Source organism: Bradyrhizobium sp. USDA 4506 (assembly GCF_054058795.1).
Genome location: NZ_JBSSBM010000002.1, coordinates 3,404,368 through 3,427,398 on the forward strand (window position 1 = coordinate 3,404,368; position 23,031 = coordinate 3,427,398).

Annotated in this window: 26 protein-coding genes; 7 read left to right on the top strand and 19 right to left on the bottom strand. The window is 65.3% G+C overall.

What is annotated here, in order from left to right:
* The first annotated feature begins 110 nt into the window (after positions 1–110).
* Entirely contained in the window at positions 111–494 is a 384-nt protein-coding gene (locus tag ACVIHF_RS18295) for a VOC family protein (protein ID WP_028339253.1), read from the top strand.
* 15 nt (positions 495–509) lie between these two features.
* On the opposite strand, the gene ACVIHF_RS18300 is transcribed toward ACVIHF_RS18295, so the two are convergent.
* Positions 510–941 (bottom strand): hypothetical protein, encoded by a 432-nt coding sequence (locus ACVIHF_RS18300; RefSeq protein WP_375167080.1) that lies wholly within the window; start codon positions 939–941, stop codon positions 510–512.
* 235 nt (positions 942–1,176) lie between these two features.
* On the opposite strand from ACVIHF_RS18300, the gene ACVIHF_RS18305 reads away from it, so the two are divergent.
* Positions 1,177–1,527, top strand: coding sequence for a GrlR family regulatory protein (locus tag ACVIHF_RS18305; RefSeq protein WP_253608248.1), 351 nt, complete (start codon positions 1,177–1,179; stop codon positions 1,525–1,527).
* Between the two features lie 106 nt (positions 1,528–1,633).
* Here the strand turns inward: ACVIHF_RS18305 and ACVIHF_RS18310 are convergent, their stop codons facing one another.
* The 6 genes from ACVIHF_RS18310 to ACVIHF_RS18335 all read right to left on the bottom strand — a co-directional run bounded on the left by ACVIHF_RS18310 (position 1,634) and on the right by ACVIHF_RS18335 (position 9,492).
* Positions 1,634–4,315: a PAS domain S-box protein gene (locus tag ACVIHF_RS18310; protein ID WP_057015976.1), complete on the bottom strand. Its 2,682-nt coding sequence runs from the start codon at positions 4,313–4,315 to the stop codon at positions 1,634–1,636.
* Positions 4,316–4,464: 149 nt separating this feature from the next.
* A complete protein-coding gene (locus tag ACVIHF_RS18315; protein ID WP_229158987.1) occupies positions 4,465–5,436 on the bottom strand; it encodes a Bug family tripartite tricarboxylate transporter substrate binding protein in 972 nt (323 codons plus the stop codon).
* A gap of 137 nt (positions 5,437–5,573) precedes the next feature.
* The gene (locus tag ACVIHF_RS18320) at positions 5,574–6,482 is read right to left on the bottom strand and encodes a DMT family transporter (protein WP_229158986.1); all 909 of its coding nucleotides are present in this window, start codon (positions 6,480–6,482) and stop codon (positions 5,574–5,576) included.
* Positions 6,483–6,755: 273 nt separating this feature from the next.
* On the bottom strand, positions 6,756–7,556 hold the full coding sequence (locus ACVIHF_RS18325; RefSeq protein ID WP_253608245.1) for an NUDIX hydrolase: 801 nt from the start codon (positions 7,554–7,556) through the stop codon (positions 6,756–6,758).
* Positions 7,557–7,558: 2 nt separating this feature from the next.
* Positions 7,559–8,515, bottom strand: coding sequence for a dihydrodipicolinate synthase family protein (locus ACVIHF_RS18330; RefSeq protein WP_018272087.1), 957 nt, complete (start codon positions 8,513–8,515; stop codon positions 7,559–7,561).
* A 95-nt stretch (positions 8,516–8,610) separates the two neighbouring features.
* Positions 8,611–9,492, bottom strand: coding sequence for an SDR family oxidoreductase (locus ACVIHF_RS18335; protein WP_076831307.1), 882 nt, complete (start codon positions 9,490–9,492; stop codon positions 8,611–8,613).
* On the opposite strand from ACVIHF_RS18335, the gene ACVIHF_RS18340 reads away from it, so the two are divergent.
* A complete protein-coding gene (locus ACVIHF_RS18340; protein ID WP_256558704.1) occupies positions 9,491–9,613 on the top strand; it encodes a hypothetical protein in 123 nt (40 codons plus the stop codon). The two genes, ACVIHF_RS18335 and ACVIHF_RS18340, sit on opposite strands and share 2 nt — an antisense overlap.
* Before the next feature lie 7 nt (positions 9,614–9,620).
* On the opposite strand, the gene ACVIHF_RS18345 is transcribed toward ACVIHF_RS18340, so the two are convergent.
* The 5 genes from ACVIHF_RS18345 to ACVIHF_RS18365 all read right to left on the bottom strand — a co-directional run bounded on the left by ACVIHF_RS18345 (position 9,621) and on the right by ACVIHF_RS18365 (position 16,506).
* Positions 9,621–10,481, bottom strand: coding sequence for a MaoC family dehydratase (locus tag ACVIHF_RS18345; protein ID WP_229158984.1), 861 nt, complete (start codon positions 10,479–10,481; stop codon positions 9,621–9,623).
* Between the two features lie 208 nt (positions 10,482–10,689).
* On the bottom strand, positions 10,690–11,079 hold the full coding sequence (locus ACVIHF_RS18350; RefSeq protein ID WP_076831312.1) for a Zn-ribbon domain-containing OB-fold protein: 390 nt from the start codon (positions 11,077–11,079) through the stop codon (positions 10,690–10,692).
* Complete coding sequence (locus ACVIHF_RS18355) at positions 11,079–12,236, bottom strand: thiolase domain-containing protein (RefSeq protein ID WP_225646197.1); 1,158 nt, start codon at positions 12,234–12,236, stop codon at positions 11,079–11,081. Before ACVIHF_RS18355 ends, ACVIHF_RS18350 begins: the two co-directional genes overlap by 1 nt.
* 268 nt (positions 12,237–12,504) lie before the next feature.
* Positions 12,505–13,008 (bottom strand): DUF4262 domain-containing protein, encoded by a 504-nt coding sequence (locus ACVIHF_RS18360; RefSeq protein ID WP_253608244.1) that lies wholly within the window; start codon positions 13,006–13,008, stop codon positions 12,505–12,507.
* A 3-nt stretch (positions 13,009–13,011) separates the two neighbouring features.
* Positions 13,012–16,506 (bottom strand): indolepyruvate ferredoxin oxidoreductase family protein, encoded by a 3,495-nt coding sequence (locus ACVIHF_RS18365; protein ID WP_253608243.1) that lies wholly within the window; start codon positions 16,504–16,506, stop codon positions 13,012–13,014.
* Positions 16,507–16,739: 233 nt separating this feature from the next.
* On the opposite strand from ACVIHF_RS18365, the gene ACVIHF_RS18370 reads away from it, so the two are divergent.
* On the top strand, positions 16,740–17,966 hold the full coding sequence (locus tag ACVIHF_RS18370) for a cytochrome c (protein ID WP_229158977.1): 1,227 nt from the start codon (positions 16,740–16,742) through the stop codon (positions 17,964–17,966).
* 4 nt (positions 17,967–17,970) lie between these two features.
* On the opposite strand, the gene ACVIHF_RS18375 is transcribed toward ACVIHF_RS18370, so the two are convergent.
* Positions 17,971–18,612: a trimeric intracellular cation channel family protein gene (locus ACVIHF_RS18375; protein ID WP_225646193.1), complete on the bottom strand. Its 642-nt coding sequence runs from the start codon at positions 18,610–18,612 to the stop codon at positions 17,971–17,973.
* A gap of 144 nt (positions 18,613–18,756) precedes the next feature.
* Here ACVIHF_RS18375 and ACVIHF_RS18380 point away from each other — a divergent pair, with 144 nt between their 5' ends.
* Positions 18,757–19,197 (top strand): hypothetical protein, encoded by a 441-nt coding sequence (locus ACVIHF_RS18380; RefSeq protein ID WP_229158975.1) that lies wholly within the window; start codon positions 18,757–18,759, stop codon positions 19,195–19,197.
* A 66-nt stretch (positions 19,198–19,263) separates the two neighbouring features.
* Here ACVIHF_RS18380 and ACVIHF_RS18385 read toward each other — a convergent pair whose 3' ends face one another.
* From ACVIHF_RS18385 to ACVIHF_RS18395, 3 genes are read right to left on the bottom strand one after another with little or no spacing between them, the layout of a single operon-like run.
* Complete coding sequence (locus ACVIHF_RS18385; RefSeq protein WP_253608242.1) at positions 19,264–20,082, bottom strand: isocitrate lyase/PEP mutase family protein; 819 nt, start codon at positions 20,080–20,082, stop codon at positions 19,264–19,266.
* 56 nt (positions 20,083–20,138) lie between these two features.
* Positions 20,139–20,489, bottom strand: a complete 351-nt coding sequence (locus tag ACVIHF_RS18390) for an antibiotic biosynthesis monooxygenase family protein (protein ID WP_253608241.1) — start codon at positions 20,487–20,489, stop codon at positions 20,139–20,141.
* A 33-nt stretch (positions 20,490–20,522) separates the two neighbouring features.
* Positions 20,523–20,831: an NIPSNAP family protein gene (locus tag ACVIHF_RS18395; protein ID WP_050384507.1), complete on the bottom strand. Its 309-nt coding sequence runs from the start codon at positions 20,829–20,831 to the stop codon at positions 20,523–20,525.
* 117 nt (positions 20,832–20,948) lie between these two features.
* Here ACVIHF_RS18395 and ACVIHF_RS18400 point away from each other — a divergent pair, with 117 nt between their 5' ends.
* On the top strand, positions 20,949–21,644 hold the full coding sequence (locus ACVIHF_RS18400; protein WP_253608240.1) for an ArsR/SmtB family transcription factor: 696 nt from the start codon (positions 20,949–20,951) through the stop codon (positions 21,642–21,644).
* 179 nt (positions 21,645–21,823) lie between these two features.
* On the opposite strand, the gene ACVIHF_RS18405 is transcribed toward ACVIHF_RS18400, so the two are convergent.
* Positions 21,824–21,949 carry a hypothetical protein gene (locus tag ACVIHF_RS18405; RefSeq protein WP_256520351.1) on the bottom strand — a complete coding sequence of 42 codons (126 nt, stop codon included), beginning with the start codon at positions 21,947–21,949 and terminating at the stop codon, positions 21,824–21,826.
* On the opposite strand from ACVIHF_RS18405, the gene ACVIHF_RS18410 reads away from it, so the two are divergent.
* Positions 21,948–22,211 (top strand): GCG_CRPN prefix-to-repeats domain-containing protein, encoded by a 264-nt coding sequence (locus tag ACVIHF_RS18410; protein WP_028338226.1) that lies wholly within the window; start codon positions 21,948–21,950, stop codon positions 22,209–22,211. The two genes, ACVIHF_RS18405 and ACVIHF_RS18410, sit on opposite strands and share 2 nt — an antisense overlap.
* 69 nt (positions 22,212–22,280) lie before the next feature.
* Here the strand turns inward: ACVIHF_RS18410 and ACVIHF_RS18415 are convergent, their stop codons facing one another.
* Together ACVIHF_RS18415 and ACVIHF_RS18420 are read right to left on the bottom strand one after the other, a co-directional pair.
* Positions 22,281–22,577, bottom strand: coding sequence for a twin-arginine translocation signal domain-containing protein (locus ACVIHF_RS18415; protein WP_253608239.1), 297 nt, complete (start codon positions 22,575–22,577; stop codon positions 22,281–22,283).
* Positions 22,578–22,771: 194 nt separating this feature from the next.
* The gene (locus ACVIHF_RS18420; protein ID WP_456792410.1) at positions 22,772–23,029 is read right to left on the bottom strand and encodes a hypothetical protein; all 258 of its coding nucleotides are present in this window, start codon (positions 23,027–23,029) and stop codon (positions 22,772–22,774) included.
* Positions 23,030–23,031 lie beyond the last annotated feature (2 nt).

A 23,031-nucleotide genomic window follows, 5' to 3' on the forward strand; every position in this document is an offset into this window, starting at 1 on the left:
GCAGGCATAACGGAGGGATGGTATCCCAGCAGACCGCTCGCTAGATTTGCGCCGCCCGGGAGCGAGTGCCGCGCACCGAACAGCAGCACGACAACAACAAGGAGATCGCAATGCCTGTCGTCACCTGGGACCACGTCCACCTGCGCAGTCCCGATCCCGAGGCTACCGCGACCTGGCTGCGCGACATTCTCGGCGGCGAGATCATCCGCGGCCCCGGCCGCATCGACGTCCAGCTCGGCGGCGCCAAGGTGTTCATTGCGGAGGTGGCCCAGGGCGACGGCGTCAACGCCGCGCCGGTGACGCCCTATCAGGGGCTCGATCATTTCGGGCTCACGGTGAAGGACATCGACGCGGTCGCCGCCGAGATCAAGGCCAAGGGCGTCGAATTCACCAAGGAGCCGACCACGATCCGTCCGGGCGTGCGGATCTGCTTCATCCGCGGCCCGCAGGGCATCTCGATCGAACTGCTCGAGCGCGACCAGAAATACGTCTGAGCCACGCGTGCGGCGCTAAGTCATGCTGCCAGGCATGAAGCAGCGGATCGTCACGCCCATGTAGCTGGGAATCGGCCAGACCATAGCGCGGCCGACCCGGTTGGGCTCGGTGACCACGGCCTCGTCGGGGACATCGATCCACGCCCCGTCGAGGCGCACACGATAGTGCCCGTCCTTGGATTCCCAGTCGACATCGCTGACCGCTGTGCCGTCGGCATCCGAACAGCACGGCCCTTTGCCGCTGCGCAGGCCGTCGAACCATTCCTTCAGCGGCGAATTGGCGTAGCGGCCGTCGGGATCGCGCGCCTGCGCGATTCGCATGGCCGCGACCAACACCAGCGTTATCAGCACGAGGGATACGATCATGTGGCCCGTATAGCGGGCCGGAGTTCCATTGAGCCTGCGAGGGCGTGCCCAATGGCCGCCGGATTCAATCCAGTCAGACATGTGTTTGCTCCAGCACTCACCGGCCAGTGCAACCAGAGCCATGCATTTCGCGGGCCACTTTGATTCGCGCGTACGGTCCGCTGTCATTGCGCCGTCACACTGCCTGGCAGGAACCGAGGGTCACCCGAACGCGGGACACCCGGGAATCAACCTGCCGCATTGCACGAGGTTGCTCGCTTTGGCATAAAAAACCAACTGGCTTGCCGTGGGCGTGGCGGCCAGCAATCGGGACGTCATGAAGAACGGACTTTACTCAATTCACGTCACCCTGCTGGACGGTCGCGTCGGCAAGGGCAGCGGCGTCATTCTCTTCCGCGACGGCCAGATACTGGGCGGCGACGCCTATCTTTACTACACCGGCAGCTACTCGGTGAAGGGCGATGCCTTCAAGGGCGAAATCCTTGTGCAACGCCACACGACGCCGCGCGACACCGACAACCCGCTGTTCGGCGGGCCCGCGCCCGTCGGCATCGGCGTCTCCGGCACCTTCACCGACACCCGCGGCACCATGAGCGGGACCGCGCTGGTCGGCAAGGCGAGCCTGATCTTCGGCGCCACGCTGCACAAGCTCGCGGATATCAATTAGCGGTTTGAAACTCGCTGCTAGATCCGTCACCCCCGCGCAAGGGCTTCGCCTTTGCGCGGGGATGACGGATCGAGAGCAAACGCGTGGTTGGCCACTACGCTTCGCGCTACTCCGCGGCCTGCTCCAGCGGCGCGACGCGCGGCAGGATCATCTGGATGCGTGTGCCGTTGCCCGGCGCGGAATCCAGCGAGAGCCGGCCGCCGAGCCGCGTGGTGACGATGCTGTAGACGATGTGCAGGCCGAGCCCGGTGCCGCCCTGATCGCGCCGCGTCGTGAAGAACGGATCGAAGGCGCGGCGGCGCACGTCGAGGCTCATGCCGCAGCCATTGTCGGCGAAGATCACCTCGACATTGTCGCCGCCGGCGGCATGGACCTGGATCTCGACCTCGCCGGCCTTGCCGTCCGGGAACGCATGCGCGACCGCGTTGAGAAACAGATTGGTCAGCACCTGGCCATACGGTCCCGGATAGGAATTCATGATCAGGTTCGGCTCGCAATCGACATTGAGCGTCAGATTGTGCTTGCGCAGGCCGGGCCTCAGACTCATCACCACCTGCTCGGTGAGATCGCCGAGGTCGAAGGTGCGCTGGTCCGAATAGTTGCGGTCGGCGGCGACCTGCTTGAACGACTGGATCAGCTCCGCGGCGCGGTTGAGATTGGCGACGAGTTGCGAGGAGGCATCGCGCGCCGTGTTCAGGAAATCGTTGAGGCTGGAGCGGCGCAAGTCGCCGCGCTCGACCTGGGTGGCGAAATTCGCGGTCTTGCGCTCCAGCGCGGACGCCACCGTCAGGCTGATGCCGACGGGATTGTTGACCTCATGGGCGACGCCGGCCACCAGGCGGCCGAGCGCGGCGAGCTTTTCGGCCTCGATCAGCGAATTCTGGGTTTCCCGCAGATTGCGCAACGCGGCCTCCGCGGAATCCCTCGCCTTGCGCATCTCCTGCTCGGAGCGCTTGCGCTCGCCAATGTCGAGCGCGACCGTGACGATGTTCTCGATCTCGCCTTGCGCGTCGAGGATCGGCAGCTTGTTGACCAGCCATTGCCGCATGTTGCCGGCGACGTCCTTGTACTCCTCTTCATAGAAGCCGAGCTCGCGCCGCGCCGACAGGACGCGCTTGTCGTTCTCATCGGTCTTCGCCGCGCCATAGCGCGACATCAGCTCGCCGGTGGTCTGGCCGATCGCGTCCTGCGGCTCGATGCCGAAGATTCCCGCCATGTAGCGGTTCATCAGCACGTAGCGCAGGTCGCGGTCCTTGACGTTGATGACGGCGGGCACGGTGTCGATGACCATCTGCAACAGCCGACGGCCTTCGGCGATCGCGTCTTCGGCGCGCTTCTGGTCGGTGATGTCGCGCACCGTGCCCTCGTAGCGGATCACTTCGCCCTCGTCGTTGCGGACGACGGTCGCCGAATCGGACAGCCATAGCACGGTGCCGTCGCTCGCGCGCACCTGGTACTCGTAGTCGCGCACCGTGCCGTCGCGCTGCATCAGCTGCTGGTACTGCTCGCGCGCCGCCGGATCCACGTAGACGGTGGTGGCGATGTCGTCGATGCCCTTGATCAGGTCCTGCGGCGCGGCATAGCCCATCATCCGCGCCAGCGCCGGATTGGCGTTGAGCAGCGCGCCGCCCGGCGTCGTGACGTAGATGCCCTCGACCGACGCCTCGAACAGCTTGTGGTAGCTCTCCTCGGCAAGCCGCTGCTCGGCGAGCGCGCGCAGCGCAGCCTCGCGCGCGCTGTCGGCGTCGACCAGGGTCTGGCGGAACACTTCGGCGGCGCGTGCGATGTCGCCGATCTCGTTGTCGAGGTCGGCGCCGGGAATGAACGCGCTCTTCTCGCCGCCGGCGACCTTGCGGATCGAGCCCGCGATCCTGGCCAGCGGGCGGACGGTGCGGCGAACCACCAGCACCGACGCGAACAGGCCGATCAGCACGCCCGCCGTGCCGAGCACGATGCTCTGCCATTTTGCTTCAGCCAGCGTCCGGGCAAAATCGCGCGACAGCACATGGCCGCGGCGCGAGCTGAGCTCGCGCAGCAGCTCGGTGACCTTCTGGATCAGCCGGCCTTCGGCGCCGAGCACCTCCTTGTCGATGTCGGCGATCTGGCCCTCACGCACCGAGACCGCGATGATCGCCTCGGCATAATTGTCGACGGCGCCGCGCAGCGCGGGATCGGAGATGGTCATCGCCCGCATGCTCTGCGCGGCCTGCTCGGCGGCGGACGTGTTGTGCGCCAGCAACGCGGTGGCAATCCGGCTCTGGGATTGCGACAGCGCATTGGCCAACGCCGCATCGTTGCTCGCGGCGACCGCCTTGTCGAAGGCGTCGCGCAGCGGCGGCAGCCCGGCGACCAGCTCGGCGCGGCGGCTGAGCAGCGCCGAGATGCGCTCGATACCGTTGCGATAGGTCGCCAGCCGCTGGGTGACGCCGTCGATCATGTCCTGCTGCTCGGGCGCCAGCTTGATGCGGGTCTTTTTCAGGATCTCGCTCAGCGACTGGGCCGCCTCCGCGACCTGGACCGACTGGCTGCCCGGCTCGGTGACGAAATCGCGCGCCGCCAGCCGCAGCTCGTTCATGCGGCGGTCGATATCCTCGGCGATGTCGCCGACGCTCTGCAGCCGCTGCAGCTCGGCGAAGGTCGTATCGATGTGACGGATCGCGATCACGCTGGCGGTGGATGTGATGATGATCACAGCCAGGACCAGCAGGAAGCTGCCGAACGTGAGCTGGCCAATGGAGAGGGAGAACGCACGCGGCGCTTGCGAATTCGGCGGCAATTCAGCGGTCATGTCATCAAGGGCCGGGGTCCAATGCGCCCTAATATACGGGAAATTACGGGCTTTGGGGAAACATGCTGCACGGCCCAACCCGCCGGAGGTGTGACCGGCGTCACCCCGGGCGGGTGCCGGTGGCCGATTCCGGCACAGGGCGGCGGGGCTCAGTCCGGCGGGATGCCGGCCTCCTTGACCACCCTGGCCCAGAGCGCAACGTCCGCCTTGATGATATCGGCGAACTGCCTCAGCGGCGCGCTACGGGCGTCGCAACCGGCGACATCTAGCTTCTTCCGCACCTCAGCGGAGGCCAGCGCCGTCTCCAGCGCGGCGCTGATGCGTTCGACCACCGGCTGCGGCGTGCCTGCCGGCACCACGAAGCCGAACCATGGCGTCACCTGCGCTTCGGCAAAGCCTTGCTCGGCCATGGTCGGCACGTCGGGGAAATACTTCGAGCGGCCGTCGCTGATCGCCCCGATGATCCGGATGCTGCCGGACTGCACCTGGGCCAGCGCCTGGTTGGCCGACAGGAAGCTCGAGGTGATCAGGCCGCTCGCGATATCGGGCACCATCTGCGGATAGCCGCGATAGCCGATCGCGGTGACGTCGATGCCGGCGAGCCGCTTGAACAGCTCGAAGCCGAGATGGCCGGTCGAGCCCTTGCCGGGATGGCTGTAGTTCAGCGTCCCCGGCTTGGCCTTGGCCAGCGCGACATAGTCGGCGACGGTCTTCACCGGCAGCGAGGTCGGCACGATGAAGAAGTTCGGGGCGAGACAGATCTGCCCGACCGGCACGAAATCCTTCACGGGATCCCAGCGCAGCTGCGTGTTCAGCGCCGGGCTTGCGGTAAAGAAGGTCGTCACCAACAGCCATGTGTAACCATCGGGAGCGGCGCGTGCGACCTCCTCGGCCGCGATCGAGCCATTGGCGCCGGATTTGGCCTCGACGACGATCGTCCCCTTCCACTGCTCCTGCATGTCCTGCGCCATGATGCGCGCGAACACGTCGGCGACGCTGCCCGGCGCGTAGGGAATGACGATGCGGATCGGCCGGCTCGGGAAGTCCTGTGCGCGCACCGTGCCGGCCATCGCCAGCAACGCCATGCACGCACCGGCAATGAGGCTGACCCGCCGCAACATCGTCCGTTTCCCGCCCAGTGATCTCGTTGCGGGCAGCATGCAGGCATTGGCCGGCGGCAGCAAGGCGCCGGTTTCAGCGGGCGAAACTTCAGGCTGTAGCGATCTTACGCGCAGGAATCGTCATCGCGGCGATGACGTCAGGCTGTGGCGATCCTTCGTGCAGGAATCGTCATCGCGGCGACGCCGATCACGACGCAGGCGAGGCCGATCCACGCCGTCGGGCTCAGCCGTTCGCCCAGCACCATGACGCTGAGCGCCACCCCGATCGGCACCCGCAAGTAAGCTTGCGCGGTGGTGCCGACCGAGCCGAGGGTCTGGATCAGGCGGAAGTAGATCACGAACGCGATCGCGGTCGAGAACACGGCAAGCGCCAGCAATGCGGTGAGCGATGTCGTCGACGGCGAAAGCGTCCAGGGCCGCTCGACGACAAGGCTGAGCGGAACGAGGATCGCGGCGCCCGCGAGCAGCGAACCCGCCGCCGGCGCCATCGGATCGAGCTCCTTGAAGCCGCGGCTGAAGATCGCGGCACAGGCGTAGCAGATGGTGGCGGCGACGATCGCGACCTCGGCCACGATCCCCTGCCCGAGATCGCGGAACGCATCGACGCCGACGATCAGGCAGATGCCGGCCATGCCTGATATCACCCCGAACAGCTTGCGCGGGCTCGCCCCCTCATGGCGGGTGATCGCGGCGGTGAACAGGAAGGTGAAGATCGGCGAGGCCGAATTGAGGATGGTGGCGAGCCCGGCATCGACGAAGCGCTCGCCCCAGGCGATCAGCGTCCACGGGATCACGCTGTTGAGGCAGGCCTGAAAGATGAAGCGGCGCCAGGTCGCGCGATCGGCCGGCATCGATACGCCGCGCATCCGCATGATGACGAGCAGCAGCAGCCCCGCGATCGTGGTGCGCGCCGCGATCAGCGTGATCGGCGGGATGGTCGCGACGCCAAGCTTGATGAAGGTATAGGAGCCGCCCCACAGGGTGGCGAGCGCGAGCAGCAAGGCGAGCTCGAAGGCCATGCTCGGCTGTCGTGGGGCGGTGGTCATTGGCGGGATTCCGTCTCGATGGTTGAGACGGAAGCTACATCGCTGCGAGGTGATGATATTTCGATATAAGCCGAAATGTGGAGAAGCGACTCTCCTTCCCCCGTCGTCCCGGCGAAGGCCGGGACCCATTACCACAGGGTTGTGTTGTTGGAAAAAGCTGCAGCCTCGGCGTCGCGCAGCAATGCAGTTCGGTGGTTATGGGTCCCGGCCTTCGCCGGGACGACATAGCGCTGCCTGTGAGTCACGCACTCGCCGTCTCTCAGGACGACGGACCTACCCCAGCGTCCCGACGTCGAACACCTCGCCATCGTACCCCGCTTCCTTGGGGATGCGGAGCTGGCGGCCGGTGGCGGTCTTGGTCATCATGGGCATTACGGCGACAATCGACTTGCCCTTGCTGTCGGCGAGCGCGGCGCTGACGTTCGGCTGCTTGCCGAGCCTGATCAAATTGCGCGTGGTCGGGAACGGCAGCTTGAAGCGGCCGCTCTCGCCGCCCTCCAGCGCCTCGCGCGTCGACACCCAGATCGAGTCGGTCGATTCCTTGCCGTCATGGGCGCCGAGCTGCTCGGGCGGCGCGGCGGCCAGGAAGAACCAGGTGTCGAAGCGCTTCGGCATGCCCTCCGGCGTGATCCAGTGCGCATACGGCACGAGTTCATCGAGCGCGAGCACCATGCCGTTGTCGGTCAGCACCTTGAGGAAGCTGATCTTGCCTTCGTTCAGCGCCGTGCGATGCGCGGTCGCGATCTCGTTCGCGCGCTTCGCATCGACCAGGTCTTTCGAGCCTACCGGCCGCGCCAGCAGGATGCCGCTCTCCTCGAAGGTCTCGCGGATCGCCGCGATGCGGAAGCCGAGCGCGTCGCCGTCGAGCCCTTCGCCGCCGGAATAGAGCGCGGGATCGGCGGCGATCTCCTTGTCGTTCTTGTCGACGCTGCCGCCCGGAAACACCAGCGCACCCGAGTTGAACTCGATCTGGTGATGGCGGACCATCATGAAGACTTCGATTTCGCCCGATGAGCTGCCGTCACGCAGCAGCAGCACGGTCGACGCAAGGCGCGGGGCAACGATCTCGGTCATGATTAGCCTGCTGCACTGGATTGCGGTTGCAGATTGGCGCGGCGGTCGACGCGCGCCACACGGGACAAGAGATAGTCGACCTCCGCCCTTGCCTGCGGCGTGATGACAGCTCCGGGCTTGCGCTGCGCGCTGGAGGAGATGATGCCGCGCTTCTGCAGCACGTATTTGCGCACGGTGAGACCGACGCCGGGCTGCTGCTCGTAGCGGATCAGCGGCAGATGCGCGTCGAACAGATCATGCGCCGCATCGCGTTTTCCCGCCTTGGACAGGTTGACGACGTCGATCAGCAGTTCGGGGAAGGCATAGCCGGTCATCGCACCATCGGCGCCGCGCTCCATCTCGAAATCGAGGAAAAGGCCGCCATTGCCGACCAGGATCGACAGCGGCCGCAGCGAGCCGTCCTTCTGGAAGTTGCGCAAGGTCGAAATCTTCTCCAGGCCCGGCCAGTCCTCGTGCTTGAGCATCACGCAGGACGGCGAATCCATCACGATCTTGCGGATCACGGCCGGCGTGAACACGACGGTCAGCGTCAGCGGATAGTCCTGCAGCACCCAGGGAATATCGTCGCCGATCGCTTCCTGCGCCTGCTTGAAATAGCCGATGATCTGGTCGTCGGTACGCAGATGCGGCGGCGGCGCGATCATGACGCCGGCGGCGCCCGCATCCATCGACTTCTTCGCCAGCGAGCGCATCGTGGCAAAGCCCGGCGCCGAGACACCGACGATGACCTGGAGCTTCTTGGCGCGCTTGACGAAGCGCAGCGCGACCTGCTCGGCCTCCGCGGCGTCGAGCTTCGGCGCCTCGCCCAGGATGCCGAGCACGGTGACGCCGTCGCAGCCGACATCGGTATAGAAATCGGTCAGCCGGTCGATCGATGCCTCGTCGATGCGGCCGTCGTCGTGGAACGGGGTCGGCGCGATCGCAAAGGTTCCGGCGGCCTGGGCGGTGAGTTTGGTCATGGGTGCCTCGTCTGTTTCCGCCCTCTATACAGCGTCATTTCCCGATGCGCCATTGCGCATCGGGAAGCCGTCCCCGCAGTCGCGGGTGCCAATCCTTACTTGAACCGCCGCGCCGACTTCTTGATCTCTTCCTCGGAGAAGAAGATCTCCTTGGCGTGGGTGACGATGTCCTCCGCCTTCCATCCCGTGAATGGCGGCGTCCAGCCCTCCATTTCCATCATCCGCATCTCGCGGACGCCGCGCGGGCCGGAGACGCCAAGCACCTTGCCGGTCTGGTCGCCCGAGAGATCGCTGACCATGTAGAGCACGGCCGGCGCGATGCCATCGGGCCCGAGCGCCGCACCCGGGTTCTCCTTGTAGCGCGGCAGGTCCGCGGTCATGCGGGTCAGCGCGCCCGGCGCCAGGGTCCAGATCCGGATGTTGTACTTGCGGCCCTCGATCGCCAGCACGTTGGAGAGGCCCCAGATGCCGCCCTTGGCGGCGCCGTAATTGGTCTGGCCGAAATTGCCGATCAGGCCCGAGGTCGAGGACGTGTTGACGATGACGCCGCCGCCATTGTCACGCATCCATTTGAACACCGGCTGGGTGCAGCAGAAGGTGCCCTTGAGGTGCACCTTCATCACCTTGTCCCAGTTCGCTTCCTTGGCCTTGTGGAAGGTCTCGTCGAGCAGGATGCCGGCATTGTTGACCAAGATGTCGGCGCGGCCGAAATGCTTGATGGCGTCGTCGAACACCGACTGGCCGCCGGCGAGCGTCGAGATGTCGGCGCCGTTGGCGACGGCGCGGCCGCCCTCGGCCTTGATCGCGTCGACCACCTTGTCGGCCATCGACTTGTCGGAGCCCGAGCCGTCGCGCGGGCCGCCGAGATCGTTGACCACCACGGCCGCGCCCTCGCGCGCAAACAGCTTCGCATAGGCTTCACCAAGCCCGCCGCCGGCGCCCGTGATCAGCGCAACCTTGCCGTCGAGTAATCCCATGGTTGTTTTCTCCGTTTTGTTCTTGATTGCCGTCATTCCGGGGCGCGCGCAGCGCGAACCCGGAACCCAGAAGTTGTGGCGCGAGATTCCGGGTTCGATGCTTCGCATCGCCCCGGAATGACGGAAAACTACGCCAGCACCGTCTTGCCGCTCTTGATCACGGTGACGCCGCGCGACTTCACCTTGGCCTCGAACGACACCACATTGCCGTCCTTCCACAGCTCCATGGTCACGGTCTCACCGGGGAACACCGGCGAGGAGAACCGCGCCACGTGCTGCTTGAAGGCGGACGGATCGTAGTCGGCATAGGTCTGCAGCACGCCGCGGCAGGTGATGCCGTAGGTGCACATGCCGTGCAGGATCGGCCGCGGGAAGCCGGCCTTCTTGGCGAACTCCGGATCGGAATGCAGCGGGTTGCGGTCGCCGCACAACCGATAGACCAGCGCCTGGTCGGGCCGCGTCGTGATGTCGACGACCTTGTCCGGCGCGCGCTCCGGCACCTTGTGCGGCTCGGGCTGGCCGTCGGACGGGCCGCCGAAGCCGCCATCGCCGCGGGCGAAGCGCGAGGCGACCAGCGTCGCGAGCTTCTCGCCCTTTTCGTCCTTCAGCACGGTCTGGTGGCGGATCACCGCGCCCTTGTCCTTGCCCTTGTCGAACACGTCGAGCACGGTCGAGTCGGCCGTGATGTGCGCGGCGGTCGCGAACGGCTTGTGGAAGGTGATGTCGCGCTCGCCGTCGACCACCATGACGCGGTTGAGATTCATCTCGCCGGGACCGGCGCCCCAGGCCGCGACCGAGGCAAACGTCGGCACCACCTTGAGCGGGCGCGGCGTCAGCACGCCCTCATTGACGAAGGCGAGCTCGTTCTCGTCCATCGGATCGGCCCCCAAGCCGATGCCATAGGCATAGAGCATCACGTCGCGGTCGCTGTAGCTGTATTTCTGGCCGAGATTCTTCAGGGTCATCAGCTGTTCGTACACGATCGGCATTGTTGTCTTCTCCCCGAATGTATTCTTAACGGCACGGTGCCCATTGCTGCGCCCTCTCCCCTTGTGGGAGAGGGCAGCACCGGCAGTCGTCTCAAACTCGTTTCGGTGAGGGGTTCGCGCCACAGAGAGATTCTCTACGCGGAGAGAGACCCCTCACCCGCCTTCGCTTTCAGCGAAGGCACCCTCTCCCACAAGGGAGAGGGTAAAATCAGGCCGGCGTGAAGAACGGCAGCGGGGCGCCGTCGGTCGGCTTCCACACCACCTTCACCTTCTGGCCGATCTTCACCTTCTCCAGATCGCAATCGACGATGTTGGTCTGCAGCGACGGACCTTCCTTCAGCGTCACATAGGCGATCGCATAGGGACCGGTCGGCGATTTGCGCATCAGGCTGTAGGTGTAGACCGTGGCCTCGCCGCTCGACTCTTCCCACACCGTCTTGTCGGAGAAACAGAACGGGCAGATCGCGCGCGGGAAGTAGTGCGCCTCGCCGCAGGTGTTGCAGCGCTTGATCATGAACTTGCCCGCCTTCGCCGCTTCCCAGAACGGCGCGGTCTCCGGATTGGTCACCGGGGCATTGTACTTCTTCGCTTCAGACATCACGCACGCTCCAGAATGCAGGTTGAGGCGGCGTGGCGAACGCCGAGCAGACCGCCGGTGCCGTGGGCGATCGCGAGGTCGCAGTTCTTCACCTGCACCTTCGGATGCGCCTCGCCGCGCAACTGGCGCACAGCCTCGAGGATCTTCGTCATGCCGCCGCGATTGACGGGATGGTTGCTGCACAGGCCGCCGCCATCGGTGTTGAACGGCAGCTTGCCGACGCCCGAGATCAGATTGCCGTCGGCGACGAACTTGCCGCCCTCGCCCTTCTTGCAGAAGCCGAGATCCTCGAGCTGCATCAGCACCGTGATGGTGAAGCTGTCATAGATCGAGGCGTATTTGATGTCCTTCGGCGTCACGCCCGCTTCCTCGAAGGCGCGCGGACCGGACCACACGCCGGCGGAATAAGTCAGGTCGAGATCCTTGCCGCCACGCGGGCCCTTCATCGCCTCGCCATGGCCGATCAGGCGCACCAGCGGCTTCTTCAGGCTCTTGGCGATCTCGGGCGTCGTGACGATCATCGCGCCGCCGCCGTCGGTGACGACGCAGCAATCCATGCGATGCAGCGGATCGGAGATCATCGGCGAGTTCAGCACGTCCTCGACGGTGACGACCTCCTTCAGCATCGCATGCGGATTGTATTGCGCGTGATGCGAGGCGGCGACCTTGATCCAGGCGAGCTGTTCGGAGGTGGTGCCGTAGTCGTGCATATGGCGCATGGCACACATGCCATAGGCATTGTGCGTGGTAGCCCCGTAGGCGGATTCGAAATCGGCCTCGGCGCCCGACGCGCGCGGCGGCATCGGGCCGGTGCGCGGTTTGCCCGCCAGCGTGACCAGCGCGACCGAGCATTTGCCCGCGGCGATCGCCTCGGCGGCGTGGCCGAGATGGATCAGATAGGAACAGCCACCGGTCTCGGTGGAGTCGACATGACGCAGCTTCTTGGTGTTGAGGCCGAGATAATCGACCATCGGCCACAGCCCGCCCGGCGCGTCGCCGGCGCAGAAATAGCCGTCGATATCGTCCTTGGTGAGCCCGGCATCCTCGATCGCGCCCTTGGCGACCTCGGCGTGCAGCTGTGCTGTTGATTTATCGGGTGCGTGCCGGGTGGGATGTTCGTAGATCCCGGCAATGTAGGCCTTGCCCTTGATGGTCAAATCGCTCTCCGCTGGCGTTTCTTCGCTCGAGCGTTTTTCTGAACCGACGACGCGACCTTGGCAAGCGCGGAAATATTCCGTCAGGCGAGACTGCAGCATGTGCACAGTGCGCGCGCCAAAAACACAGTTGTCGTCCCGGCGAAGGCCGGGACCCATAACCACAGGATTGTGTGGTGAGAGTGCGCTGTGGCCCCATCGTCGCGCAACAGCGAACGACGGTGGTTATGGGTCCCGGCCTTCGCCGGGACGACACCGAATTTGTGGCACGCTATCGATCGCGCAGCCCGGACCGATTGCCAGCGGTCAAGTCCGGCTGCGCCGACCTAAACTCGTCCGATGACCCCGGCGCCCACGGAAACTCTCCGCCTCGATCCGGGAATATGATCTGGTGGCATTCAAAGTTGTCGTTTCCGTAAAACCATCTGCTCCACCCGAGATGGGATCGATAATGCTCGACAGCGACCGGGAGCAGCACCGCGGAGGCATTCTCGAATATCTCTTCCGTTAGCTCGCCAACGGGAAACCGTCGTCCAGCCTCGAGTTCGCGATAGATGTGCCAGAATGTATCCTGGGCGTTCTCCATCGACATTGAGAACAGGATCAATTCCGGAAGCTTGAATTTCAGCCAAAATCCGGTGGTGTACGAGAAGCCCGGGCCTACGTCGTCCGATGCGACATGCGTACCGAACCAACCATGTCGTCGGATCCGCTCGACGAAGTTCTGCTCGTGTTTGTCGAGCCGCTCCGGAGCAGCATCGAGCGCTGTGAACACCCCCTACTCCGCCGCCATCTGCCGCGGCGCGGGCGGCGGGTTGGCGAGGTCGGCGGCGAGTTGCGCGTAGCGAACCTTCGCTTCCTTGATCGCCATGTCCTTCACCGGACCGTAGCCGCGGATGCGATCGGGCAGCGCCAGCAATTCGACCGCAATATCGTGGTTGAGTGGCGACAGCAGGTTCAGCACGGTCGCGACATCCTTCTCGTAGCCCGCGATCAGATCGCGCTCCAGCTTGCGGTCGGCGTTGTAGCCGAAGATGTCGAGCGGCGTGCCGCGCAGGAAGCGGAATCTTGCCAGCACCCTGAAGGCCGACATCATCCACGAACCGAAGGCGCGCTTCTTCGGCCGGCCCTGCGCGTCGAGGCCGCCGCCGAGGATCGGCGGCGCCAGATTGAAGTTGAACTTGAACTCGCCCTCGAACTGATCGCGCAGCTGCTTCTCGAAGCGGCCGTCGGTGAACAGGCGCGCCACCTCATACTCGTCCTTGTAGGCGAGCAGCTTTGCGTAGTTGATCGCGACCGCGCGCGGCAGCGCCTCGCCATAGCCGCCCTTGGTGGCGGCATCGCGCACCTGGTCGACCAGCTTGCGGTAGCGTTTTGCCAAACGCGCGCTCTGATAGTCCGTCAGAAGCGCGATACGGTGAGTAATGATCTCGTCGAGCGACATCGCATCCAGCGACTTGACCGGGGCTACGTCGTCATCCTGCCCCTTCATCATCGCGGCGAGGCGCGCCGGATCGGCCGCGGCCAGGCGACCGAGCTGGAACGCCTGCGTGTTCATCTTGATCGAGACGCCGTTAACCTCGATCGCCTGCAGAATCGCCTCCGCCGACAGCGGCAGCAACCCGCGCTGATAGGCAAAGCCCATCATCATGATGTTGGTGGCGATGGAGTCACCGAGCAGCGCCTCGGCCGGCTTGGTGAAGTCGAAGAAGGCGGAGTCCTTGCGCAGCTCGGTCTCCAGCACGGTGTTGACCTTGCGGCTCTGGAAGTTGAAGTCGCGGTTCAGGATGAAGTCCGCGGTCGGGATCACGTGGCTGTTGATGATGCCGACGGTGCGGCTCGCATCGCACAGCGTGATGGTGTCCTTCGACGCCGCCACGACCTCGTCGGCCGCAAGCACCAGATCGGCCGTTCCGGTCACGATGCGCGAGCAGGTCACGTCGGCGGTGTGCTCGGAGAGCCGGACGTGGCTCAGCACCGCGCCGCCCTTTTGCGCGAGACCTGACATGTCGAGGATCATCGAGGCCTTGCCCTCGATATGGGCCGCCATGCCGAGCAGCGCGCCGATCGTCAGCACGCCGGTGCCGCCGACGCCGCCGACCGCGATGTTGTAGGGCCGGTCGAGCGCGGGCTTGGAGGCCGGCTCGGGCAGATTATCGATGCTGCCGAGCTCGGGCGGCGCGCGCCGCCTGAGCTTGCCGCCGTCGACCGTGACGAAGGACGGGCAAAAACCCTTCAGGCAGGAATAGTCCTTGTTGCAGGTCGACTGGTTGATGGTGCGCTTGCGCCCGAGCTCCGTCTCCAGCGGCTCGACCGAGATGCAGTTCGACTGCACCGAGCAGTCGCCGCAGCCTTCGCAGACCGCGGGATTGATCAGCACGCGGCGCCGCGGATCCTCCATCAGGCCGCGCTTGCGGCGACGGCGCTTTTCGGCGGCGCAGGTCTGCACGAACACGATCGCCGACGTGCCCTTGGTGTCGCGGCACATCTTCTGGACGTTCTCGAGCTCGTCGCGGTGATACAGCTTGACGCCGGGCGCGATCGTATCGGCCGGATAGGCGTCCGGATTCTCCGAGACCAGATAGATCTCGCGGATGCCTTCGGCATGGAGCTGGAAGGTGATCTGCTGCGGCGAGAGATCGCCGTCGTGGCGCTGGCCGCCGGTCATGGCGACCGCGTCGTTGTACAGGATCTTGTAGGTGATGTTGGCCTTGGAAGCGATCGACTGGCGGATCGCGAGAATGCCGGAGTGGAAATAGGTGCCGTCGCCGAGATTGGCGAAGATGTGGTTCTCGTTGGTGAACGGCGCGATGCCGACCCACGGCACGCCCTCGCCGCCCATATGGGTGAAGGTCTCGGTTGACCGGTTCATCCACAGTGCCATGAAGTGGCAGCCGATGCCTGCCAGCGCGCGGCTGCCTTCCGGCACCTTGGTCGAGGTGTTGTGCGGGCAGCCCGAGCAGAAATACGGCGTGCGGCTGACAGGCGCGGTCGCCTGCATCTGCGTCGACTGACGGCCGTTGAACCAGTCGGCCTTGGCGCGCAGCATCTCGGCGATTTCAGGATTGAGATTAAGTCGAAGCAGCCGTTCGGTGAGCGAGCTCGCAAGCGAGGCCACGCTGAGCTCGGCGGCGAAGGTCAGGAAGCGCTTGTCGTGATCGTCCATCTTGCCGACGATGCGCGGACGCACGTCGTCGCGCCAGTTGAACAGCTCCTGCTTGACCTGGTTCTCGACGATCTCGCGGCGTTCCTCGACAATGAAGATCTCCTCGAGGCCGACCGCGAAGTTGCGCACGCCTTCCGGCTCCAGCGGCCAGGGCATGCCGATCTTGTAGAGGCGGATGCCGATCTTGGCGGCGATCTCGGGCGTGATGCCGAGCTCGCGCAACGCCTGGCGGATGTCCTCGTAGCTCTTGCCCGAGGCCATGATGCCGTAGCGCGCGTTCGGCGAATCCATCGTGACGCGGTTGACCTTGTTGGCGCGGGCGAAGGCGATCGCGGCAAAGCCCTTGTAGTCCTGCAACCGCCGGTCCTGCTCGAAGCGGTCGTCGGGCCAGCGGATGTTGAGGCCGCCCGGCGGCAATTCGAAATCGGTCGGAATGATGAACGGCGTCATCTCGTCGGTGAGGTCGATCTCGGCGGTCGTCTCGACCGTCTCGGTGATCACCTTCATGCCGACCCAGCAGCCGGAGTAGCGCGACATCGCGATACCCAGGAGGCCCATCTCGATCATTTCATGGATGCTGGAGGGGTAGAGGTAGGGCATCAGCGCGGAGATGAAGGCGTGGTCGGACTGATGCGGGACGGTGGAGGATTTCGCGCCATGGTCATCGCCGGCAAGGCAGAGCACGCCGCCATGCTTGGCGGAGCCGGCCGCATTGCCGTGGCGGAACACGTCGCCGCAGCGGTCGACGCCGGGGCCCTTGCCGTACCAAATGCCGACCGCGCCATCATATTTGGCGCCCGGCGACAGGGCGAGCTGCTGCGAGCCCCAGATCGCGGTGGCCGCGAGGTCCTCGTTCACGCCGGGCTGGAATTTAATGTTGTACTGCTCGAGATGCTTGCGGGCGGCGAACAGCTGCTGGTCGTAGCCGCCGAGGGGGGAACCGCGATAGCCGGAGATGAAGCCTGCCGTGTTGAGGCCCGCGGCGCGGTCGCGCCTGATCTGCGCCATCGGCAGGCGGACCAGCGCCTGGATGCCGGTCATGAAAACGTGGCCGGTGTCCTGGGTGTATTTCTGGTCGAGGCTGATAGGCCCTTGGTTGATTCCCATTTAGCCCTCTTTTCGCTGGTCGCGACGACTGCTTTTAGCTAGTCATCCGAGCTTGTTAGAACCAGTCTATGTCGGATTTTCCGGCCCGCGCAGCACAATTCTGGGCGACCAGGCCCATCGCTCAAAAATCGCAATTTCGTGCCGGGAATATTGCAGGGCCGTTTCGGTTTCTGTCGCAGGACAGGCCCGTGGCGAAATGGCGTGACGCGTCTTGTGGACCGGAAGGTGATCGGATGCGGCGACGATTTCGAACGACGGGTGCGATTCTGGTTGCAGCGCTGTTGTGCGGCGCGCTCGCGACCCGCGAATGTGCCGCCGCGCCGACCGACGACGTCATCGCCCGCGGCAAGGCGCTCACGATCGCCGGCGACTGCGCCAGCTGCCACACGGCCGATCCGGCAAAGCCTTTTGCCGGGGGGAAGCGGATCGACACGCCGTTCGGTGCGGTGTTCTCGCCGAACCTCACCCCCGACCGCGATACCGGCATCGGCGGCTGGAGCGACGACGATTTCCTGCGCGCGCTGCGGATCGGCGTCGCGCCGAGCGGCGCGCATTATTATCCCGCCTTCCCCTACCCCTATTTCACGAAGCTGATCCGCGACGACATCCTGGCGATCCGTGCCTATCTCGCGACGCTGGCGCCGGTCAGCAACAAGGCGCCGCCGCCGGAGCTGTGCTGGCCATTGAACTACCGCGTGCTGATGCGGGCGTGGAACGCACTGTTCTTCACGCCGGGCATCATCCAGCCGGACCAGGGCAAGGGTACGGAATGGAATCGCGGACGCTATCTCGTCGAGGCCCTCGCCCATTGCGGCGCCTGCCACACGCCCAAGAACGCCTTCGGCGCCGACAGGCGTGACCAGGCGCTCAGTGGCAGCACGGTGCAAGGCATGTTCGCGCCAAGGCTCGATGGCGCAGCGCGCAGCGGGCTGAAATCATGGAGCGTCGCTGACATCGCCGAATATCTGCAGAGCGGCCGCAACGTGCACAGCCATGCCGGCCCCCTGATGTCCGAGGTGGTGCTCAATTCGACCTCGAAGATGAGCGACGCCGACGTGCGCGCCATTGCGGTCTATCTGAAGGACCTGCCCGCCGGCGCGCCGGAGCCGGAGGTCACCCCGCCCTCGCCGGCGCAGATGAGCAATGGCGAACGCATCTACCGCGGGGCCTGCATCGCCTGCCATGAGCTCGACGGCTCCGGCGCGCCGCGGATCTATCCGCCGCTGCCCGGCAACGCCAATCTGCAATCGGCCAATCCGGCAAGCACGCTGCGCATCATCCTCGACGGCGCACAGACCGTGACCACGCTGCGCGCCCCGAACGGCGGCTCGATGCCGGCCTATCCCAAGCTCACCGACCAGGAGGTCGCGGACGTTGCGACCTACATCCGCAATGCCTGGGGCAACGCGGCGCCGGCCGTCACCGCGGACGAGGTCGCCAAGGCGCGGACGGCGAAATAGCCGTTCAGCGCTCCTCGTCGCTGAACACGAATTTCGGCATCTCCCATCGGTAGCGGATCGCGAGCATGCGGAACGTCAGCCCGAGTGCGAAGGTCAGCGCGGTCCAGAGCTGGGCGTTCACCTGCAGCCCGGAGCCGGTCACATAAAACAGTCCGGTCACCACGGAGACGCTGGCGTAGAGCTCGCTGCGAAACAACAGCGGCACCTCGTTGCAGAGGATGTCGCGCAGCACGCCGCCGGCGCAGCCGGTGATCATGCCGGCGACGATCACGATCGGCAGCGGGACGTCGATTTGCGAGGCCACGTCGCAACCGGCCATGGTGAACACCACAAGTCCGATCGCATCGAGCACCAGGAATGCGAGGTTGAGCCGGTGCACCAGCCGCGCCAGGAGGATGGTGGCGAAGGCGCCCGCCGCGGCGACCGCAAGGTAGATCGGGTGCGCGACCCAGAGCAGCGGATAATGTCCGAGCAGCACGTCGCGGATGGTGCCGCCGCCGAGCGCGGTGATCGCGCCGAGCATGCAGACGCCGGCCCAGTCCATGCTGCGCCTGCCTGCCGCCAGCGCCGCCGTCATCGACTGCGCCGCAACCGCAATGAACGAGAGCAAGTGCAGCACCGAATCGGTGGGCGGCATGGTCCACATTGAAAAGGCCTCATGAAACAGGTTGGAACCCGAGGAATCGGCGGTTCCTGCATGAACAGGTTGCAACATTGGCGCGGAACATCCTCGCGCGCCAGCCATTGTCCTCTGCGTTTAGCTTTCAGGTGCTAACGGAGGAACTTTGCAATGACCCATCAACCTGACGATCCGTATCGCGCCAACCTGACCGAGGACGAAATGCGCCGTCAGGCGCGCTTCAACAGCCTGGACAACGAGCTGCAGCCGGACCCGGAACTCCAGGAGGGACCGGCCAGCACCACCAAGATCGCGATGTTCGCAGTCGCGGTGGCCGTGGTGCTCGGTGCGTTGTTCTACGGCTTGAACAATACCTCGGTGCATGAGGCGGGTACCACGCCGTCAGCGCAGACCGCGCAGCAGCAGCCGGCCAATCCGGCCGCGCCGCCTCCGGGCATGCGCGACGTGACGCCGAAGCCGAACAGCCAGCCCGGCACGACCACGGGCGCGGCACCTGCGCAGCCGGCCTCTCCGTCGGCCAACAAGCCGACCGGACAGGACATCGACCGCTCGGCGGCGCCGTCCGACTCGACCGGCGACAAGAACAAGTAATCCGCTCGCTATCGTGAGCGACGAAGCAGCGGGCCCCGGCGGCCCGCTGCTTTTTTGCGTGTGAGTCTACTTGAACATCTTGTTGAGCTCGCCGCCGGGATAGCCGTTGGCGAATTCCGTGAAGGTGCCCTTCTCGGCCATCTCCTTGGCCGCCTTCATCACGCCGGTCCAGGCCATCCGAGCAAGCGCTCCGCCGACGCTGATCCGGCGCACGCCGAGATCGGCGACCGATTGCAGCGTCAGCTCCGACGCGCCGCCGATCAACAGATTGACCGGCTTTGGCGCCACCGCCTTCACAACCGCGGAAATCTCCTCCTTGGTCGCGATGCCCGGCGAATAAAGGACGTCCGCTCCTGCTTCCGAATAGGCCTGCAGCCGTTCGATCACCAGATTGAGGTCCTTCTTGCCCCACAGGAATGCCTCACAGCGGCCGGTGAGCAACACACCGCTGTTGTCGGCATCGATGGCCTTGCGCGCCGCCTTGATGCGCTCCACCGCAAGCTTGTGCTCGAACAGCGGGTTGGCGGCGTCTCCGGTGGAATCCTCAATGGAAAGCCCGGCGACGCCGGTCTTGACGCCGCGCGCGACATTGGCGGCAACCCTGTCGGGCTCGACCGCGAAGCCGCCCTCGAAATCCGCATTGACGGGAATATCGACCGCCGCGCACAGTGCGGTCAGGTGGTCGCAGACGTCATCGACGGTGACGCGGTTGTCGGCCTTGGCGATGGTCCATGCAAAGCCCGCGCTGGTCGACGCCAGCGCCTTGAAGCCGAGATGCTGCAAGGCGCGGGCGCTGCCGACATCGAACGGATTCGGAATGATGAAGCAGCCGCTCTCATGCAGCTTCCTGAAGGCGGCGCGTTTGTCAGCAGTTGGCAGTGGCATTGGTCGCTCCCTAGAGTCATTGGCCGCGCACAGATAGGCACCCACGCATCCGCTCGCTAGTGCGGCTCATGCGCCGCGCGGCTGTCCTTCGGCGCCTGATCGCGTTCGTTCAGGCCGTAATCACGGATCACGCTTGCCACCCGCAGCCGGTAGTTCTCGAAAATCCGCGCGCGGCCCTTGGCCTGGGTCCGGCGATGTTCGATCGTGTTGCGCCAGGCGTCCACCGCAGCCTCGTCGCGAAAGAATGACAGCGACACGAACTTGCCCTTCTCGGTAATGCTCTCGAACCGCTCGACCGAGATGAAGCCGTCGATCTCCTGCAGGATCGGCTTCAGCTCGGCGGCGAGGTCGAAATAGAGATCCCGTTGCTCAGGCTTGGGCCAGACTTCGAAGATCACTGCGATCATGGGCGCCTCCCGCACATTGCTGTTGTGGCCCTACTATACCTCGACCTTGCGGAGAAATGTCCGTTCCTCGGCGAGGATGAAGCGGTTTTCTTCCGCGAAGTTGAAGTTCGCCACGCCCTCCTTGTCCTGGCGCAGCCGTGCGCGATAGGCCTCATAGGCGGCAAGGCTGTCGAACGAGATCAGCGCGAAGGCGATGTTGTTGGTTCCCTCATGCGGCATCCAGTAGCCGATGAGGTCGCCGCCGCAGCGCGGGATGATCGAGAGCCAGTTTCTCGAATACTCCTCGAACATCGCGCGCTTGAATGGATCGAGCTGGTAGCGGATGAAAACGGTGACGGTCATTGATGGCCTCCGGTCATGTTTCCGTTGTTGCGAGCGTCAGCGAAGCAATCCTCGCAATGACGGCACGGTGAACAATAGCGGCTTGTCCGACCTCGATGCTTCGTCTATCATCGAACTATGAAAGCAGGACCCGATATCTCCCGGATCGCCGCTCTGGTCGGCGATCCCGCACGCTGCAACATGCTGACCGCGCTGATGACCGGCCGCGCGCTGACCGCGAGCGAGCTGGCGCAGGAGGCCGGCATCACGCCGCAGACGGCGAGCTCGCATCTCTCCAAGCTCGAGGTCGGCGGGCTGATCGAGCCCGAGAAGCAGGGCCGCCACCGCTACTACCGCCTCTCCGACCCCGACGTCGCCGACGTGCTGGAAGGCCTGCAGGGCATTGCCGCTCGCGCCGGCCATATGCGGGTGCGCACCGGGCCGAAGGATCCGGCGCTGCGCCGCGCCCGCATCTGCTACGACCATCTCGCCGGCGATCTCGGCGTGCAGATGCTCGACAGCATGAAGCGGCAGAAGCTGGTCCGCCAGAGCAAGCAAGCGATCGAGCTCACCGGCGAAGGCAAGCGCTTCATGGCCGAGGAGCTGCAGATCGACGCCGATGCGCTGACGCATCCGCGCCGGCCGGTGTGCAAGGCCTGCCTCGACTGGAGCGAGCGACGGCATCATCTCGCCGGCACGCTCGGTGCTGCCATGATGGACCGCTTCACCGAACTGAAATGGGCCGCACGCGACCCTGCGCCGGGCAGCCGCGTGGTCAATTTTTCGCGCAACGGCGAGAAGCGATTCGCTGCGCTGTTCGGCCCGGACCAATAGCGGCGCGCCTTCGGGCAAGCGTCGATGAACCGCCGGTCTCGCTTGCCTCGCCTTCCGATGTATTTTCGTACGCTCGCCATGAGCGCGCGGCTGCCCGCGTCCGCGAAATATTTCGAAGTGATGCTGAGCCGGCTTGCGGCGTGCTGACGCAGCTGTGAGCTGCAACATTCATGTCGCATTCAGGCCGCAACATTATGGTCGGCGACATCGGGCACGCCTTCTGCAATGATCCGGCCGGGCGAATCGGTAGACGAAAGTTTGTTGCGGTGCCGCAGCGCGGCCCAAAATAAAAAAGGAGAAGACATGAAGTATCTTTTTGCTGCAGCAGTTCTGGTGACGACCGCATTCGCCGGCATCAGCGCCGCTGATGCGGCCGGTGGCTGCGGCCCCGGCTGGCACCGTGGCCCCTATGGCGGCTGCGTCAGGAATCGCGGCGTCGTCGTCGCGCCGGGGGCCGTTGTCGTGCGCCCGCCGGTCGTGGTCGAGCGCCCCGTCGTGGTGGCGCCGCGTGTCCGCGCCTGCCCGTACGGCTTTGTCTGGCGCTACGGCCGTTGCCGCCCGATCTGATCGCGGCAGATTCCGAACTAACAAAACCCCGCCTGGCGCGGGGTTTTTCTTTTCGTCATGGAGTCGACATCACCAGCGGCGCCAGTGATGACGGCGCCAATGGTGGCGACGCCAGCCCCAATGCCTGCGGTGCCAGTGCCGGTGACGCCAACCCCAATGGCGATGATGCCAGCGTACCTCCTCGGGCTTCATGCGGCCGACCTCGTCACCCGTGGTGACGGCCGGATGCGCGTCGCCAGCCGCCGGCGCGCGTGCATCCTGGTTGAGAGGAAGCGGCGCGAGCGGCGCCGCCTGCGCCGGCGCTGCGAAGGTGACGGCTCCGGCGGCGACACCGAAGGCCATCTTCAGAAAATCCCGGCGTTCCATGAGCGTTCCCTTTGTTGCTGAGTTGGACCAACTGCAGCAGCGAGTTTTTGCCTCGCGAGCTGAACGCTCGCTGAACCGCGCGTTCACGTTTCATGGAACTCGAGGGTTGTCGACGTCGTGACGTCACGCAACCATCATGCCGCCGTCGCCTCCTCCGCCAGCACCAGGAGATCGCGCGTGCGCGTCACCTCCGGCTAGTCACGGTTGAAGTCGGCGACCAGCCGCTTCATGTCCTCACTGCTCACCGCGCGCTCGAGCGCCTTCTCGTCGGCGAACTGACTGGTCGCCTGGTGCAGCGAGGGATCGCTCAGGCTCCAGCATCGCCAGGCGCGCTCGGCGCCGAACGATTTCATCGCGTCCGGCAGATGCGCGCGCGAATACCAGGCGTCGAAGGCGGCACGCCGGGCGGCGTCCGTGACGGTGGCGCGGACGACGAAATAGGCTGCCGGCATTG

Excerpts from the sequence above, each read along its gene's own strand:
- ACVIHF_RS18395 (WP_050384507.1), bottom strand. The coding sequence starts at position 20,831 with ATGACCGTCACCGTTTTCATCCGCTACCAGCTCGATCCATTCAAGCGC.
- ACVIHF_RS18390 (WP_253608241.1), bottom strand. The coding sequence starts at position 20,489 with ATGATCGCAGTGATCTTCGAAGTCTGGCCCAAGCCTGAGCAACGGGAT.
- ACVIHF_RS18340 (WP_256558704.1), top strand. The coding sequence starts at position 9,491 with ATGGTTGTTTTCTCCGTTTTGTTCTTGATTGCCGTCATTCCGGGGCGC.
- ACVIHF_RS18295 (WP_028339253.1), top strand. The coding sequence starts at position 111 with ATGCCTGTCGTCACCTGGGACCACGTCCACCTGCGCAGTCCCGATCCC.
- ACVIHF_RS18320 (WP_229158986.1), bottom strand. The coding sequence starts at position 6,482 with ATGACCACCGCCCCACGACAGCCGAGCATGGCCTTCGAGCTCGCCTTG.
- ACVIHF_RS18400 (WP_253608240.1), top strand. The coding sequence starts at position 20,949 with ATGAAAGCAGGACCCGATATCTCCCGGATCGCCGCTCTGGTCGGCGAT.
- ACVIHF_RS18300 (WP_375167080.1), bottom strand. The coding sequence starts at position 941 with ATGTCTGACTGGATTGAATCCGGCGGCCATTGGGCACGCCCTCGCAGG.
- ACVIHF_RS18420 (WP_456792410.1), bottom strand. The coding sequence starts at position 23,029 with ATGCCGGCAGCCTATTTCGTCGTCCGCGCCACCGTCACGGACGCCGCC.
- ACVIHF_RS18385 (WP_253608242.1), bottom strand. The coding sequence starts at position 20,082 with ATGCCACTGCCAACTGCTGACAAACGCGCCGCCTTCAGGAAGCTGCAT.
- ACVIHF_RS18365 (WP_253608243.1), bottom strand. The coding sequence starts at position 16,506 with ATGGGAATCAACCAAGGGCCTATCAGCCTCGACCAGAAATACACCCAG.
- ACVIHF_RS18310 (WP_057015976.1), bottom strand. The coding sequence starts at position 4,315 with ATGACCGCTGAATTGCCGCCGAATTCGCAAGCGCCGCGTGCGTTCTCC.
- ACVIHF_RS18415 (WP_253608239.1), bottom strand. The coding sequence starts at position 22,577 with ATGGAACGCCGGGATTTTCTGAAGATGGCCTTCGGTGTCGCCGCCGGA.
- ACVIHF_RS18410 (WP_028338226.1), top strand. The coding sequence starts at position 21,948 with ATGAAGTATCTTTTTGCTGCAGCAGTTCTGGTGACGACCGCATTCGCC.
- ACVIHF_RS18335 (WP_076831307.1), bottom strand. The coding sequence starts at position 9,492 with ATGGGATTACTCGACGGCAAGGTTGCGCTGATCACGGGCGCCGGCGGC.
- ACVIHF_RS18380 (WP_229158975.1), top strand. The coding sequence starts at position 18,757 with ATGACCCATCAACCTGACGATCCGTATCGCGCCAACCTGACCGAGGAC.
- ACVIHF_RS18345 (WP_229158984.1), bottom strand. The coding sequence starts at position 10,481 with ATGCCGATCGTGTACGAACAGCTGATGACCCTGAAGAATCTCGGCCAG.
- ACVIHF_RS18315 (WP_229158987.1), bottom strand. The coding sequence starts at position 5,436 with ATGTTGCGGCGGGTCAGCCTCATTGCCGGTGCGTGCATGGCGTTGCTG.
- ACVIHF_RS18405 (WP_256520351.1), bottom strand. The coding sequence starts at position 21,949 with ATGTCTTCTCCTTTTTTATTTTGGGCCGCGCTGCGGCACCGCAACAAA.
- ACVIHF_RS18305 (WP_253608248.1), top strand. The coding sequence starts at position 1,177 with ATGAAGAACGGACTTTACTCAATTCACGTCACCCTGCTGGACGGTCGC.
- ACVIHF_RS18350 (WP_076831312.1), bottom strand. The coding sequence starts at position 11,079 with ATGTCTGAAGCGAAGAAGTACAATGCCCCGGTGACCAATCCGGAGACC.
- ACVIHF_RS18325 (WP_253608245.1), bottom strand. The coding sequence starts at position 7,556 with ATGACCGAGATCGTTGCCCCGCGCCTTGCGTCGACCGTGCTGCTGCTG.
- ACVIHF_RS18330 (WP_018272087.1), bottom strand. The coding sequence starts at position 8,515 with ATGACCAAACTCACCGCCCAGGCCGCCGGAACCTTTGCGATCGCGCCG.
- ACVIHF_RS18375 (WP_225646193.1), bottom strand. The coding sequence starts at position 18,612 with ATGTGGACCATGCCGCCCACCGATTCGGTGCTGCACTTGCTCTCGTTC.
- ACVIHF_RS18370 (WP_229158977.1), top strand. The coding sequence starts at position 16,740 with ATGCGGCGACGATTTCGAACGACGGGTGCGATTCTGGTTGCAGCGCTG.